The following is a 15,830-nucleotide window of genomic DNA, read 5'->3' as shown; positions in this document are numbered from 1 at the left end:
TTTTCCCGGCCGGCGCGTTCCGGCATATCGAAGGCCCCGCCCCGTGCGGGGCCTTTTGCATTCCCTCTCCGGATCGGCGCTCCTCTCTTCCTTATCGTTGCCGATTTCCCCGGCCCGCGCGTTCCGGCCCTCTTTCCCGGCCCGCGTTTCCGGAATGCGGATACGCTCCATGCCGCTTCGCGTCATTGCCGACGTGACCGTGCAGAGGGCGGGATCGCGTCGCCGCGCCATTCCTTCGGGCGTCTTTTGACGCATCTTCCGATCCGATGTCTCGCCGAAGCGGGCGAGCCCGAATCCTTCATCCTTCGTTTTCGGCGCATGGACGTGCGCATCTTCTCCAGACATACGGCTGTATTCCTTGTAGTTTTCCGTACGCTTCCTTCAAGAGCTGGTAAACTGTCACACTGCATGTAAACGCGTGCACGCGGCCATGCTGCGCGAACGTACTACCGACAGGAGATCCGCTTTGGCTTTGCATACTCCTTCATATGAATCCAATGGCAAGGAAGTCGCCGTCATCACCACCTCCAAGGGTGTCATCCGTGTCCAGCTGGCCGGTAACGATGCTCCTATTCATGTGGGTAATTTCGTCGAGCTTGCTCGGAAGGGCTTCTACGACGGCTTGAAGTTCCATCGCTATGTGGCGAATTTCGTGATCCAAGGCGGCGACCCCAATACGCGCGGGCTCTCCTCGGAAGAGGTCGTCCGCAAGGCGTCCAGCCCCTTCGGCGGACTGGGCACGGGCGGTCCGGGATATTCCATCAAAGAGGAATACACCACCAATCCGAACAATTCCCACGAGGACGGCGCGCTCGCGATGGCGCGTTCGGCCCAGCCTGATTCCGCCGGTTCGCAGTTCTATCTCTGCCTCGGCGCCCAGCATTTCCTCGACCCCAACTACACCGTGTTCGGCCAGACGATCGAAGGCAAAGACGTCATCGGCCAACTGCGCGTGGGCGACGTCATCGAATCCGTCGTCATCGAGAATGCCGATTGATCCTCGGTTCGGGTTTCGAGGATTCCTATCCGAGTGAAGAAAGACGAGCACATGGAAAACCGTTACATCGACAACGCCAAGGCCGCCTATGCGGCCCGCGACTATCAGGCGGCGATCGACTCGTATGTCGAGTGCCTCAATGACGACGCGGTCGAAAAGGCTCCGGGAGACCTCGGTTTCCTCTATCACCAGATCGGCAATGCATTTCTGAGCTTGCATGACTTCAATTCGGCTGTCGATGCGTATCAGCAGTCGGTGGCCGACGGCGCGTACGATGCATGCGGTGCCGTCAACTGCAACCTCGGCAAGGCCTATGCCGCCCTGCGCAAGTACGACGACGCCGTCGCCGCATTCGAGATCGCGACGTCCGACGCCAAGTACTCCTCTCGCTACAAGGCGCATCTCGGCATGGGCAACGCCCTGCTCAAGATGGGCAAGAACGCAGAGGCGGGCGCTTCGTTCCGCGAAGCGGCCCTGGACCCGTCCAATCCCGATCCCACCAAGGCGCTTCTGAACCTCGGCGTCTGCTTCATGGCTCTCGATCGTCCTGCCGATGCGGTGCAGTCATATGAAAGCGCCCTGCAGTTCGATATGGATCCCGACACGCGCAACAAGATGTATGCGAATCTCGGCCAGGCCTATGTCGCATGCAATCAGATGCAGAAGGCCATGAACGCCTTCGAGGCCGCGCTTGCCGACCATACATACTTCCTGAGCGATTCGGCCAGCGTCGATTACAGCCGCGCCGCCACTGCGGTCGCTACGGGCACGGCCGCCATGGCTCCCATCGTCGCCAACGACGATGAAGCCTTCGAACCTGACATGTCGGGCCTCGATGTCACCGCTGCGTCGGTGCCGCAGGCTCCCGCGCATGATGCGTACGAGCCCGATCCGGTGCATTATCCCGCCGATGCCTATGGCTACGACGTCAACGACGACTATGCTTCCGGCGACGACCGCTTCTTCAATGCGAGCGACGAGGAGTTGGAGAAATACTCCAAGAGCATCGCTCGCCAGGATCGCAAGCGCCGCAACGTCGGCCTGAAGATAGCGGTCTTCCTGTTCGCGCTTCTCGTCGTCGTCGCGGGCCTGGGGGTCTTCGCCTACGCCAAGGGCTATGGTTTCCCGACCGCGGAATCCGTCGTGTCCGGCCTGTTCGCCGATACGTCCAACCCCGATAAGTATTTCGCGAAGGGCGTGAGCTCCGATTCCGTCGAAAAGGATATGGCGAGCGTCGTGCAGGATGACTCCATTACCGTCAACGGCGTCGAACGCTCCATGTCTTCGTCCACGGTCTACGTGACCGCATCCGCCGAAGGCGGAGAAGACGTGCAGTACAAGGTCACCCTCGTACGCGACTTCGTGAGCTGGAAGATTTCCGACGTGGAGCTCTATTTCCCGTCCATGGCCGATTCGTCGTCCACGACGGCCGACTCCGCCACGGCATCGTCGAATTCCGCTCCGACCGGCACGGGCGCTGTGGAGCAGGGTGCCAACGGCGCCGGCGCGGCGCAGCCTGCCGGCACTGACGGCGCGCAGGCGGGCGGCGTGTCCGTCGCGGGTGCCGATGCGACCCAGGAGCAGGGTGCTCCCGCGGGCGGCAATGCGGACGCTGCCGAACAGCAGCCGACGAACAACGCCGCAACTGCCAATTAACCGTCGACCTTCATGAACTTCAGGCATAACGTCTGACGAACGGAATCAAGAAAGGGAACAGAAGAATGGCAATCGAAAAGACCTACTCCATGCTCAAGCCCGATGCCGTGCGCAATCGCCACGTGGGCGATATCATCGCCCGCATCGAGCGTGCCGGCCTCGCCATCGAGCGCATGGAGCTTGCGAACGTCACGCCCGCGCAGGCTGCGGCCAATTACGCCGAGCACGAGGGCAAGCCGTTCTACGACGGTCTCATCAGCTATATCACGAGCGGTCCGGTCGTGAAGATGATCATTTCCGGCGAAGGCGCCGTGAAGAAGATGCGCACCCTCATGGGCGCGACCAATCCCGCCGATGCCGCTCCCGGCACCATTCGTGGCGATTTCGGTCTGATCATGGACGAAAACGTCATCCATGGCTCCGACTCCGTCGAGTCCGCCGAACGCGAGATGAAGATCTTCTTCTCCGAATAGCGCCTCGCGTGTCGTTCGAGTCGTTTGGGTCGTTTATGAATCGCAGACGCATCCTTGCGACCTCGCGCTTCGGTGTGGTATAAACGAATCCGCTGAAACGCGAATACAACTTTTTCGATGAGAGAAAGTGGGCTTTGTCCCGCTTTCTTTTTGTATGAGGGCCTGATCGCCCATTTGTACGAACGAGACCGGATAGGAGGAACCGAATGCTGACGACCAAGGAAGCGAGCCTTCTTGCAGCGCTCGAGCCGCGCGCGATCGAAGAGGGCATCGAAATCGTCACCATCGAAGTGGTGGGTTCGCGCAAGGCGCCGACCATCCGCGTCTATATCGATACCGAACAGGGCATCGTGTTCGACGACATCGCGGCGGCGCAGGCTTGGATCAATGAAATCCTCGACGAGATCGATCCGTTCCCCGGCGCCTACACGCTCGAGGTCAGTTCGCCCGGCATCGACAGGCCCCTGCGCACGCGCGGGCATTTCGAAGCCGCGGTCGGCGAGCAGGTGTACGCGACCTGTTCCGAACCCGTCGATGGACGCAGCCGCTTCACCGGCACGCTGCTCGGAGTTGCCGAAGACGGCGGGGCTATCAGGTTGTCCGTCGATGGCGATGAAGTCGTGCTTCCGTTCTCGATCATCAAGCGCGCCCACATCAAGGGCGTCGTCGAATTCAAATAGCGCCCGCAGGGCACGCTTTACGAAAAGGGAGGAATCATCCATGGCATCAGAACTTATGGACGCGCTCCAGGCGCTTGCCCATGAACGTAAGATCGACGAGTTCTATCTCATCGAGCGTCTTGAGGCATCGTTGGCTAAGAGCTATCAGAACATCCTCGACCTCGAATGGGAGGCGCGCGTCACGATCGATCGATCCACGGGTCGGATCTACGTCTACGAGCTCGTTCCCGTCGGCGAGCCCGATCCGGAAACCGGCGAATACGCCGATTTCGAGGAAAAGGACGTGACTCCCGCCAACGTGAGCCGCACTGCCGCCCAGAATGCGAAGAGCGTTATCGCCGCCATCGTTCGCGAGGCCGGCCGCCAGAGCATCTACGAAGAGTTCCGCGATCGCGTCGACGACATCGTCGGCGGCACCGTTCTGCAGACCACGCCTGATTTCACCATCATCAAGATCCGCGAGGGCGTCGAGGCCGAGTTGCCGCATTACGATCTCAAGCGGTTCCCTGACGAGCAGAATGAAGTTCCTGCAGGCGAGCGCTATCGTCATAACCAGCGCATCAAGACCGTCATCATCGAGGTGCGCGATCCTCGCTCCATGGAGCCCCGTGCGCGCGGCGAGCAGACGCGTCCTTCCATCGTCGTGTCCCGCACCCATCCGAGCCTGATCCGCCGCCTTTTCGAAATCGAGGTGCCTGAAATCTACGACGGCGTCGTGGAGATCAAATCCATCGCCCGCGAGGCCGGCGCCCGTTCCAAAGTCGCCGTGGCTTCCCGCGAATCCAATCTCGATCCGGTCGGCGCTTGCGTCGGCCCCAAGGGCAGCCGCGTGCGCATGGTCGTCGAAGAGCTTCGCAACGAACGCGTCGACGTCATCCAGTGGAGCGACGATCCGGCCAAGTACGTCGCCAATGCGCTCAGCCCCGCCCGCGTGACCCGCGTCACGATCGACGAGGACAAGCAGTATGCGACCGTCGTCGTCCCCGACGACCAGCTTTCCCTCGCCATCGGCAAGGAAGGCCAGAACGCCCGTCTCGCCGCCCGCTTGACCGGTTGGCATATCGACATCAAATCCTCGAGCTATGCCGGGCAGATGGTTCCCGAGACCAATATCCTCATCGACGAGGAGCCTGAGGACGAGGAGACCGAGTTCTGCTCCTACGTCTCCGAGGCCGGCGTTCCGTGCAGGAACCACGCCCGTCCGGGCAGCAGGTATTGCGGCATTCACGCCGAGTTCGAATAGCGCAGGAGAGGGGTACTGAATGCCAAATAAGAGAGTCCATGAGCTGGCCAAGGAATTCGGAATGGACAGCAAAGAGCTCCTTGCGCGCATCCAAGAGATGAAGATTCCCGCAAAGAGCCATGCAAGCATGCTTGCGGAGCCGTACGTCGACAAGATCCGCAAGGCCCTGGCGCCTGAAATCGGCGCGAAGGCCGCCGGTCTCGACAAGGAGGCCGCCGAAGCGATCGAGGCCGAGCAGGAGGCCGAGAATCGTCGCAAGGAAGCCGAAGAGGCCGAGCGCCGCAAGGCGGTCGAGCACGAGCGCGCCCTGCGCGATGCCGAACGTGCCCGTCGCGGCTCGAACGCGTCCGCGCCTTCGACGGTGACGTCGCATGCCGCCCAGGCCAAGAAGGTCGTCGCCTCCGAGACGTCGGGCCTTTCGAGCCTTGCGCGCCAGATCGAGGAGAACCGCGCCGCCAAGGAGCGCGAGCGGGAAGAGACCGAGAAGCGCCGCGCCCAGCGCGCCGCCGACGCCCGTGCGGCCAAAATCGCCGCCGAGGTCGCCAAGAAACGCGCCGTCGAAGAGCGCCTGCGCAGCGGTTCTCGCAAATCGGTCGCATCCTCCGCGCCGGCCGCCAAGGCCGCGGCGCCCGCAAAGAAGGCGCCGGTCATGCGCAAGGGTTCGTCGTTCGATTCCCTGCTTTCCCAGATCGAATCCGAGAAGGCGCGCATCGACGCCGAGGCTCAGACCAAGAAGGCATCCCCTGCGCGCGAACGCGGACAGGCTGCTGCCGATGCGTCCCGCGGACGTCGCGGCAAACAGGGCGGACGTCGCTCAGAACATCATTTCGAGCCGGAGGTTCCCGAGCTTGTGTCCGGGGCGTCCAAGGACGACCGCTACGCGCAGATGGCCGTGCAGGTCGAGCAGCTCCAACGTGACAAGGTGCTTGCCGAAGCCCGCGCCGCCGTCGCCGCCGCGACGAGCAACGAAGGAGAGGGCCGCCGCCGTCGCCGCAAGGAGAAGCGCGAGGCCGAGCAGCGCGAACGTATCGCCCAGGAAGCCATCGAGAAGGGCATCGATCCCGATCTCATGCTCGACGACAGCGTCGTCGAGATCGCCCAGGGCGCCACGGTCGGCGACTTCTCCGATGCTCTCGGCGTTCCCTCGAGCGACGTCATCAAACGCCTGTTCCTGCTCGGCCAGGTGCTGACGGTCACCCAGAGCATGTCCGACGAGCTTATCGAGCTCATCGCCGACGACATGGGCCGCAAGGTTCGCGTCGTCTCCCCTGAAGAGGAATACTCGGTGGCCTTCAACGACAAGGAAGAAGACCTCAAGCCCCGTCCGCCTGTGGTCACGGTCATGGGCCATGTCGACCACGGCAAGACATCGCTGCTCGACGCCATCCGTTCTTCGGGCGTCGCGCTTTCCGAGGCCGGCGGCATCACCCAGCATATCGGCGCATCCGTCGTCGAGGTCAACGGCCGTCAGGTCACTTTCATCGACACCCCGGGCCACGAGGCGTTCACCGCCATGCGTGCGCGCGGCGCTCAGGTCACCGACGTCGTCGTTCTGGTCGTTGCGGCCGACGACGGCGTGATGCCGCAAACCATCGAGGCGATCCATCATGCCGAGGCGGCGGGCGTGCCTATCGTCGTCGCCGTGAACAAGATCGACAAGCCCGGCGCGAATCCCGACCGCGTTCGCCAGGAACTGGTCGAATACAACGTCATTCCTGAAGAATGGGGCGGCAAGAACATGTTCGTGAACGTGTCCGCCAAGAAGAAGGAGGGCATCGACGATCTGCTCGAGACCATCCTGCTTCAGTCCGACGTGCTCGAGCTCAAAGCCAATCCCGATGCGACCGCGTCCGGCTTCGTCATCGAATCCAAGCTCGACAAGGGCCGCGGTCCCGTGGCGACCGTGCTCGTGCAGCGCGGCACGCTCAACCCGGGCGATGTCGTCGTGGCCGGCCAGAGCTACGGCCGCGTCCGCGCCCTCGTCGATCCTCGCGGCAATCGCGCCAAGAAGGCCCTGCCGGCCGATCCGGTCGAGGTCCTCGGCCTGTCGAGCGTCCCTGCCGCAGGCGATGAGTTCCGCGTGTTCGAGGACGAGCGCGATGCCCGCAAGCTCGCCGAGGAACGCGCCCTGCGTGCGCGGCTCAAGGAGCAGGAGGCGCGCAGCCACGTCAGCCTCGACGATCTCTTCAATCGTATCGAAGAAGGCCAAAGCGAGCTCAACCTCGTCGTCAAGGCCGACGTTCAGGGTTCAATCGAAGCCCTGCGCGATGCGTTCGCCAAGATGGATCAGTCCGAGGTCAAGATCAGCATCATCCATTCCGCCGTGGGCGGCGTGACCGAGACCGATGTGACGCTCGCCGCCGCATCCGACGCGATCATCATCGGCTTCAACGTGCGCCCGACCGCGGGTGCGCGCGCAGCAGCCGAGCGCGAGAAGGTCGACGTTCGTCTGTATCGCGTCATCTATCAGGCTATCGAGGACATCAACGCCGCGCGCGTCGGCATGCTGTCGCCCGACATCGTCGAGAAAGACACCGGCTCGGCCGAGGTGCGCGACGTGTTCCGCGTCCCGAAGGTCGGCAACATCGCCGGCTGCTACATCACCGAAGGCGAGCTCTCCCGTGACGACCGCGTCCGCATCGTGCGCGACTCCACGGTCATCTTCGAAGGCAACATCTCGTCGCTTCGTCGTTTCAAAGACGATGTCAAGACCGTCAAGCAGGGCTACGAATGCGGCATCGGCGTCGATGGCTACCAGGACATCAAAGTCGGAGACGTCATCGAGGGCTATCGCGTCGAAGAGGTCGAGCGCACCGCGTAAGGTCGCCTGAAGCCATGCGCGTCGATATCTCGTCCGCCGTTCCTTGCGTCTGCAGGGGACGGCGGGCCCGTTGATAAGGATGCATGAATGAAGCAGTCGAACGCCAACAGGAAAACGAACGAGCAGGCGCGCGAGATTCTTGCGAATATCCTGCTCTTCGAAGTATCCGACCCACGCCTTCGCCTCGTGACGATCACGGGGTGCGAAGTCAGCTACGATCGCAGCTACTGCAATGTCTTCTACACGTCGGATCCCGGCACCTACGAAGAGGCGGCCGCGGGGTTCTCCGCCGCCCGTGGACGCATCCGTTCGCTTATGGGGGCGCGTCTTACCTGGCGCGTGACTCCGGAGCTGCGCTTCCTGCTCGACCCAAGCGTTGACGAGGCCGAGCGCATCGCCCGAGCGCTCGCGCACGAAGCAAGCCGCATACCCGTCTCTTCCGAAGCCGAATGCGAAACCGCCGACGCGGACGATGCCGCGCATGCGGATCGGGCCGCCTGCGCGGATGCAGCCGGGAAGCCCTCCGGCTCGAAGGGCGTTTCCTGCAAGGAGGGGTCTCGATGAGCGTCACACCCCAGACGAACACCACGATCGAGGAAATCGCCGAGCGTCTCCGTACGCTCGATTCCTTTGCCCTCTGCGGCCATGTAAGCCCGGATGGCGATTGCATCGGCAGCGCCTTAGGGCTTTCCCATGCGTTGCGCATGTTGGGCAAAAAGACGACCTGCCTGCTCGCGGCCGATGCTCCCATCGAGCCCGGCCTGCGGTTCCTTCCGGGCGCCGACGAGCTTATCTATGCGGGCGATTACGACGAGACACCGGATGCCTTCATCGCGCTTGACGTTCCGACGATCGAGCGCATCAAAGATGCGGCTGTCGTGCACGATCGTGCAGGAGTGCGCGTCACGATCGACCATCATGCGGTCGACACGACGATGGCCGAGCTTTCGTACACCGATCCCGACGCGCCGGCCTGCGGCATGCTCGTATGGGATCTCATACGGGCGTTCGGCATCGAGCCGCCTCGGGAATCCGCGATCTGCTGCTATACGGCCCTCATGACGGACACGGGCCGTTTCCAATACCAGAACACGTCGGCCGAGGCGTTTCGCTACGCCATGGAGATGGTTCGGTGCGGCGCGAACCCGGCCGATGCCTCCCAGAACGTCTATCAGTCGCGCAGCGAGGCCTCGTTCGCGCTCGAGGCCGTCATGCTGTCGCGCCTTTTCAAGGATCCCTCGGGCCGTTGGGCGATATCCTTCGTCACGCGTGACGACATGGAACGCACGGGCGCCGTCAAGTCGGATACCGAAACCCTTATCGACACGGTTCGTTCGATGGCGGGCATCCAGGTCGCCTGCATTCTGCGGGAGCAGGATGGTGAGGTGCGCGGAAGCCTGCGCGCCAAGGGCGACGACGTGGACGTGTCCGTCCTCGCGCGCCGCATCGGCGGCGGCGGTCACAAGGCCGCGGCAGGCTTCACCTACAAGGGGACGCTCGACGAAGCCCTGAAGGATGTGCCGCGCCTGATCGATCGTCTGTTCGATAAAGGCGGGCTGGACTGACGCATGAAAAGGGGGCAAAGCGGGCTTTCGCTCGTCATCGGCATCGATAAGCCGCAGGGCATGTCGTCGCACGATGCGGTCAATCGTATCCGTCGCATGTTCGGCGAGCGCCGCGTAGGCCATATGGGCACGCTCGACCCCCTTGCGACAGGCGTGCTCGCCGTGTGCGTCGGCCCTGCGTCGCGCCTTGACGCGTACCTCACGAATCACGACAAAACGTACGAGGCGCGCATCGCGTTCGGCGCTCAGACCGATACGGACGATGCGGCGGGCGAGGTCATCCGCCAGGCCGCCGTCGCGCTCGAGCTCTCGGATGCGACGTTCGCGCAGGAATACCTCGCGTCCATCGTCGGTCCGCGCATGCAGATGCCGCCTGCCTATTCCGCCATCAAGAAAGACGGGGTGAAGGCATACGAGGCCGCGCGCCGAGGAAAAGCCGTCGAGCTCGAGGCTCGTCCTGTCGAGGTGCGTGCAGCCGAACTGCTGGCCATCGATACGGACGATGCGGGACGCGTCTTCTGGGATGTGCGCCTCGAAGTGTCGAAGGGCACGTATATCCGTTCGATCGCGCGGGATGCCGGACTCGAGCTCGGCAGCGCCGCCCACCTGTCCGCCTTGCGCCGTGTACGTGCGGGACGCCTGGGCATCGAAGCCTGCGTATCGCTCGAAGAAGCCGGGCGTTCAGGGATCGCGGCGGCATGCGATCCGGTCGATCTTCTGGGCTTTCCTGCGCTGGAGGTGGACGTGCGGATGGCCGAATCCATCAGATGCGGGCGTCCTCTTCCGCTCTCCGCGCTCGATCCCGATGCCGTGCATGCGCATGAGCTCGGCATGCGCTGCATCGTCTTTCGCGACGAGCTCGTCGCGCTCTATGAAACCGATCCGTTTCGTGGCCAGGCCCATCCTCGCTGCGTCTTTTCGCAAGGAGTATTTCGTGGCACCCATCGTTAATGCATCCGAAGCAGTCGAGCGCGGCCTGCTCTCCGGCGCATCCTGCGCCTTCGGCGTCTTCGACGGCGTGCATCTGGGACATAGGTTCCTTATCGACCAGGCTATCGAGACGGCGAGAAAATCGGGCGGCGCGGCCGTCGCGCTTACGTTCGACGTCGATCCCGACGAGCTCTTTCATGCCGATCGCTTGAAGAAGCTCATGGGAAACGAACGCCGTCTGCGCGCGCTTGCCGAAACGGGCGCCGACTACGTGGTCGTGCTCACGTTCACCGAGGACTTCGCCGCGCAGGCTCCCGCCGAATTCCTGGAAGCGACGTTCGGCGGCTGCGTGCCGTATGCGCTGCATATCGGCGCCGACTTCCGCTTCGGGGCGCGCGCGGCAGGCACGGTGGCCGATCTCGAGGCATGGGCTTCGGCCGGAGGCACGCGAATATGCGCGCATGAGCTCAAGGGGGCTGACGGCCGTCCGATCAGGGCGACGCGCATCCGCCTTCTGCTCGCCGATGGCCGCTGCGAAGATGCGGTCGCGCTCCTGGGCCATCCCTACGTTTTCGACGGCGAAGTGCGCAAGGGGCGCGGAGAAGGGGCCGACATGGGGTTCCGCACGGCGAACCTCGAGCTTCCCGCCATGCTTCAGACGCTCGGCGAAGGCGTGTACGCCGCCTGGGCCATGGTCGACGGCGCACGCTATCGCGCCGCGATGAGCGTCGGCGCTGCGCCGACCTTCGAGGCGGCAACGGCGACCTGCGAGGTCAACATCCTCGATTTCTCAGGCGATATCTACGGCGATTCGATCGAGGTCGAACCGGTTCGCTTCCTGCGTCCGATGATCAGGTTCTCGTCGGTCGACGAGCTTATCGCCACGGTCAAGGGGAACATCGCATGGGTGCGCGAGAATCTCGTGCGCGATTCGTTCGATGACGCAGATGAGCGCAAATCCTGAATATCGCAGGTAACGGTTAATCCACGCCTTCAGATGGTATACTCACAACTTGTGCATACAAGCTATGCAGGTACATCCGTCTGACAAGGAGGAATCCCGTGACTACAGCAGTCGCATGGATGGCCCCGATCTGCGCGCTCATCGGCATGGGCGTAGCGGGCTATCTGGCTCGTTGGGTCCTGAGCCAAGACCCGGGCCCTGATTCGATGAACAGCATCTCTCTGAAGATCCAGCAAGGGGCGAAGGCGTTTCTTCTGAGCGAGTACAAGCTGCTCATCATCTTCATGGCCGTCGTGGCCGTCGTCATGTGCCTTGCTCTGTCTCCGTGGACGGCTGCGGCATTCGTGACCGGCGGCGCGCTTTCCGCTGCGGCCGGCTATGTCGGCATGCATGTCGCTACGCGCGCCAACACGCGCACCGCGCATGCTGCCGAGGAATCCGTTGCCAAGGCCCTCAACATCAGCTTCAAGTCCGGCCTGACGATGGGCCTGTGCGTCGCGTCCTTCGCGCTGTTCGGCCTGTCCCTCTGGCTCATCCTTCTCGTCTTCGGCAACATCGACATGATCGATGTCATGCATGAGCATGTGGGCATGGTCGAAGGCTTCGCCACCGGCGCTTCCGCCGTGGCTCTCTTCGCCCGTGTCGGCGGCGGCATCTACACCAAGGCCGCCGATGTAGGCGCCGACCTGGTCGGCAAGGTCGAAGCAGGCATCCCCGAGGACGATCCCCGCAATCCCGCCACCATCGCCGACAACGTGGGCGACAACGTGGGCGACGTCGCCGGCATGGGCGCCGACCTGTTCGAGTCCTACACGGGCTCGATCATCGCGCCGACGATCCTCGCGGTCACCTTCGCATCGCTCGGATATTTCTCCGGCATCGACATGATCTGGGCCGTCGTGGTACCCGTCATGATCGCGTCCTGCGGTATCCTGACATCTGTCCTGGGCCTGTTCGCGGTGCGCACCAAGGAAGGCTCCGCTCTCGGCGCCGCCCTGAACCGCGGCACCTATCTCGCAGCCGTGCTCGAGGTCATCGCCATCCTCGCGATCTTCGTGCTGTGGAACGGCCAGTCCGTCGAAGGTCGGCCCATCTGGCTTTTCGGCTCCGTGATCTGCGGTCTGGTCGCCGGCCTTGCCATCGGCAAGACCACCGAGTACTTCACGTCCGACGAATACGCCCCGGTCAAGAAGATCGCCGAATCCTGCGAGACGGGCGCGGCCACCAATATCATCCAGGGCATCTCCACGGGCATGCTTTCCACGATCATCCCGATCGCCCTTGTCGCCTTCGCCATCATCGGCGCGTATATCTGCGGCAATATGGCCTTCCCGGGCGTTGACGTCTCGACGGGCGGCATCGCGGTCGGCCTGTTCGGCGTCGCCCTCGCGGCCACCGGCATGCTTTCCAACACCGCTATCACCATCGGCGTCGACGCGTACGGCCCCGTCGCCGACAACGCGGGCGGCATCGCCGAGATGGCCGGCCTGCCCGAGGAAGTGCGCGACCGCACCGACTCCCTCGATGCCGTCGGCAACACCACCGCCGCCATCGCCAAGGGCTTCGCCATCGCGTCCGCGGGCCTGTCTGCCATCTCGCTGTTCGTTTCCTACCAGGCGACCATGCATCATGCCTTCGTGGACTTCAGCCTGACGCTCACAGATCCGATGATCATTGCCGGCATCTTCGTCGGCGCCATGGTCCCGTTCATGTTCGCGGCTCTCACGATGGGCGCCGTGTCCGACGCGGCCCATGCCATGGTCGAAGAGGTTCGCCGCCAGTTCCGCGAGATCAAGGGCATCATGGAATACGAGGCCGAGCCCGAGTACGACAAGTGCGTGGCCATTTCCACCCAGTCCGCCCTGCATAAGATGATGCTTCCGGGCGTCCTTGCGGTCATCATCCCGATCGTCATCGGATGCATCGACCCGGCCATGCTCGGCGGTTTCCTCGCCGGCGCGGTTTCCACCGGCATGCTGCTCGCCATCTTCATGAGCAATGCCGGCGGCGCATGGGACAATGCGAAGAAGTACATCGAGAAGGGCGCCCATGGCGGCAAGGGTTCCGCTGCTCACAAGGCGGCCGTCGTCGGCGACACCGTCGGCGATCCTTTCAAGGACACGTCCGGCCCGTCGATGAACATCCTCATCAACCTGATGACCATCATCTCGCTGACGTTCTCGCCTCTGTTCATCGCCATCCAGACCATCATCTAGCCCGCCATCTTTCGGGGCGCCCATCCGCGCATCGTGGGGAGGCGCCCCGAGGATACGCGGCGCGTTTTCGCCGTATGGTAAAGTAGGCCTCGAATTTCGAGGTCTGCTTTTGTTTTTCGCATATCCGGCGCATCACGAGGAGGGTTCATGCGCTTCAACTATCTCAACTGGGTCATCGCCACCGCATTGATCCTAACGGTCTTTTCCGTCGCGATCATCGCGATCGGCTATCAGCCGCTTTCCCCGTTGCGGGCGCTTACGGTCGTGGCGCTTCTGGCGGTTGCCGGCGCCGCCTGGGTCGTAAAGCGCAGGAAGTCGGGCGAGCGCTAGTGCCGAGCATTCCCGAGGGAGACATCCGTCGCGTGCGCGAAGCGAGCGATCTGGTCGCCATCGTGGGCGATCGGGTCCAGCTGCGCCAGCGCGGACGTGATTTCTGGGGTTGCTGTCCGTTCCATAACGAGAAAACGCCCTCGTTCAAGGTCGACCCCACGACGCAGCTCTGGCATTGTTTCGGCTGCGGCGAGGGCGGCGACGTCATCTCGTTCGTCATGAAGATCGATGATCTGGGGTTCGCCGATGCGGTGCGCTTTCTGGCGCAGCGTGCGGGCATCCAGATCGCGGAAGATCCCAAGGCTGCGGCGTTTCGCGGAAAGAAAGCGCGCCTCAAGGAAGCGTGCGAGGCTGCGGCTGAGTTCTATCATCTTCAGCTCATGCGTTCGCGCGAGGACGGCGCCGCATCCGCGCGCGCCTATCTTGCATCGCGCGACATGGGGGGTTCCGTGCCGAATCGTTGGAACCTCGGATACGCTCCGGGATGCCAGTCTCTCGTGCGGCACCTGTCCGCCAAGGGCTTCGCATCCAAAGAGCTTATCGACGCTAACCTCGCGCTTGTGTCCAAGAAGGACGGACGTCTGCGCGACCGCTTCTACGAGCGCGTGATGTTTCCTATCCGCGATGCCGACGGAGACACCATCGCCTTCGGGGGGCGTGTCATAGGCAAGGGCGAGCCCAAGTATCTCAACACGCAGGAAACCCCGCTGTTCCATAAGTCCCGGGTGCTCTTCGGCCTGGACGTCGCCAAGGCGGCCATGGCATCGACCGGCATCGCCGTGATCGTCGAAGGCTACACCGATGTCATCATGCTGCATGAGTCCGGTGTGAAAAACGCGGTCGCCACGCTCGGCACGGCGCTCACGGTTCAGCACGTGCGGCAGCTTTCCCGCCATGCCAAGCAGCGCATCGTCTATCTTTTCGACGGCGACGAGGCGGGTCAGCGCGCCGCCGACCGCGCCGCACGGTTCATCGACGAGAGCATGCTTCCCGAAGCCGGGCGCAAGCAGGTCGGACTGTTCGCCTGCACTCTTCCCGACAACCTCGATCCGGCCGATTTCGTCTCGCAGCGCGGTGCAGACGAACTGCGGTCGCTCATAGATCGCGCGACGCCTCTGCTGCGCTATGCGATCGACCGCAAGCTCGCGCGCCGCGATCTGTCCGACTTCACGGAGAAAAGCAGTGCGCTGCCCGAGGTCATCGAATTGCTGGCTCCCATCAAGCATTCGCTGCTCGCACAGGAATACGCTACCTATCTGGCAGATCGTCTACAGGTCGATCCATCGGTCGTGACGGCGAAGCTCGCGGCGGCGAAGGTTTCCGCACCGGCAGGGGAGGAACCGGCGCCAATGCCCGTTCCTTCGGGAACAGGGGAGGGGGATGCGGCTGTTCCCGTCGCCGATCGAACGCTCGCCCCCCGCGATCGCGAGCGGTTGCGCATCGAGCGAGAATTCCTGTCGCTGTGCGCACGGCGTCCTCAGATCGGCATCGCCTATGCGGCATCGCTCGCATCGACGTCCTGGGCGAGTCGGCGGCATGCGGCCGTATCGGAAGCGCTCTTGAGCGTCCTTGCCGAGCATCCAGGCGCCCTGCCTGCTGAAATCATCGATGCGGTCGATGCGGCCTGCCCAGGTTCGCGATCGCTTCTGACGGCGGCGTCGCTCTACGATGACATGGAGCCCGCCGACCTGGCATGCTTTCTCACCGAGGAGCTTTCCCTGCGCGACCTCGAACGCACCATTCTGACGCTCACGAGCCAGCTTAAAAACGATGCGGATTTGTCCGAGGATGACTACGGGCTGCTCTATGCGAGCGTTGCGTCCATGCAGAAGGAGCTTGCCGAGCTGAGACGCCGGCACGTTCCCTTGAGAGGTGAATAGGCTTTTTCGCCGCGCGATTCTATGCTATATTAGCAAGCTGTATCTTTAGGTTCAAAGAACCTGTCTATGCGGCGA

The 15,830-nt window shown here is 63.2% G+C and carries 13 protein-coding genes; all 13 read left to right on the top strand.

Annotated elements, in window-relative coordinates:
- Positions 1-466 precede the first annotated feature (466 nt).
- The 13 genes from HMPREF1155_RS06965 to dnaG all read left to right on the top strand — a co-directional run bounded on the left by HMPREF1155_RS06965 (position 467) and on the right by dnaG (position 15,755).
- On the top strand, positions 467-997 hold the full coding sequence (locus HMPREF1155_RS06965) for a peptidylprolyl isomerase (protein ID WP_009078645.1): 531 nt from the start codon (positions 467-469) through the stop codon (positions 995-997).
- A gap of 51 nt (positions 998-1,048) precedes the next feature.
- A complete protein-coding gene (locus tag HMPREF1155_RS06960; RefSeq protein WP_039993521.1) occupies positions 1,049-2,653 on the top strand; it encodes a tetratricopeptide repeat protein in 1,605 nt (534 codons plus the stop codon).
- A gap of 65 nt (positions 2,654-2,718) precedes the next feature.
- The gene (gene ndk / locus HMPREF1155_RS06955) at positions 2,719-3,126 is read left to right on the top strand and encodes a nucleoside-diphosphate kinase (RefSeq protein WP_009078361.1); all 408 of its coding nucleotides are present in this window, start codon (positions 2,719-2,721) and stop codon (positions 3,124-3,126) included.
- Positions 3,127-3,332: 206 nt separating this feature from the next.
- The gene (gene rimP, locus HMPREF1155_RS06950; RefSeq protein ID WP_009078469.1) at positions 3,333-3,806 is read left to right on the top strand and encodes a ribosome maturation factor RimP; all 474 of its coding nucleotides are present in this window, start codon (positions 3,333-3,335) and stop codon (positions 3,804-3,806) included.
- A 40-nt stretch (positions 3,807-3,846) separates the two neighbouring features.
- Positions 3,847-5,049, top strand: coding sequence for a transcription termination factor NusA (gene nusA / locus HMPREF1155_RS06945; protein WP_039993467.1), 1,203 nt, complete (start codon positions 3,847-3,849; stop codon positions 5,047-5,049).
- Between the two features lie 19 nt (positions 5,050-5,068).
- Complete coding sequence (gene infB / locus HMPREF1155_RS06940; protein WP_039993465.1) at positions 5,069-7,870, top strand: translation initiation factor IF-2; 2,802 nt, start codon at positions 5,069-5,071, stop codon at positions 7,868-7,870.
- An 87-nt stretch (positions 7,871-7,957) separates the two neighbouring features.
- Positions 7,958-8,434 carry a 30S ribosome-binding factor RbfA gene (gene rbfA / locus HMPREF1155_RS06935; RefSeq protein WP_009078579.1) on the top strand — a complete coding sequence of 159 codons (477 nt, stop codon included), beginning with the start codon at positions 7,958-7,960 and terminating at the stop codon, positions 8,432-8,434.
- Positions 8,431-9,435 carry a bifunctional oligoribonuclease/PAP phosphatase NrnA gene (locus HMPREF1155_RS06930; protein ID WP_009078436.1) on the top strand — a complete coding sequence of 335 codons (1,005 nt, stop codon included), beginning with the start codon at positions 8,431-8,433 and terminating at the stop codon, positions 9,433-9,435. Before rbfA ends, HMPREF1155_RS06930 begins: the two co-directional genes overlap by 4 nt.
- Before the next feature lie 3 nt (positions 9,436-9,438).
- Entirely contained in the window at positions 9,439-10,386 is a 948-nt protein-coding gene (gene truB, locus HMPREF1155_RS06925; RefSeq protein WP_009078262.1) for a tRNA pseudouridine(55) synthase TruB, read from the top strand.
- Complete coding sequence (gene ribF / locus HMPREF1155_RS06920; RefSeq protein WP_009078412.1) at positions 10,370-11,329, top strand: riboflavin biosynthesis protein RibF; 960 nt, start codon at positions 10,370-10,372, stop codon at positions 11,327-11,329. The genes truB and ribF overlap by 17 nt, the downstream gene beginning before the upstream one ends.
- A gap of 119 nt (positions 11,330-11,448) precedes the next feature.
- Positions 11,449-13,545 (top strand): sodium-translocating pyrophosphatase, encoded by a 2,097-nt coding sequence (locus HMPREF1155_RS06915; protein ID WP_202898218.1) that lies wholly within the window; start codon positions 11,449-11,451, stop codon positions 13,543-13,545.
- Positions 13,546-13,692: 147 nt separating this feature from the next.
- The gene (locus HMPREF1155_RS06910; protein WP_006361264.1) at positions 13,693-13,875 is read left to right on the top strand and encodes a hypothetical protein; all 183 of its coding nucleotides are present in this window, start codon (positions 13,693-13,695) and stop codon (positions 13,873-13,875) included.
- Complete coding sequence (dnaG, locus tag HMPREF1155_RS06905; RefSeq protein ID WP_009078639.1) at positions 13,875-15,755, top strand: DNA primase; 1,881 nt, start codon at positions 13,875-13,877, stop codon at positions 15,753-15,755. The genes HMPREF1155_RS06910 and dnaG overlap by 1 nt, the downstream gene beginning before the upstream one ends.
- Positions 15,756-15,830: the final 75 nt, after the last annotated feature.

It is taken from the genome of Slackia sp. CM382 (assembly GCF_000293015.1).
Classification (GTDB): domain Bacteria; phylum Actinomycetota; class Coriobacteriia; order Coriobacteriales; family Eggerthellaceae; genus Slackia; species Slackia exigua.
The sequence above is the reverse complement of the archived record's forward strand: the minus strand, read 5'-3'. Positions and strand labels throughout refer to the sequence as shown.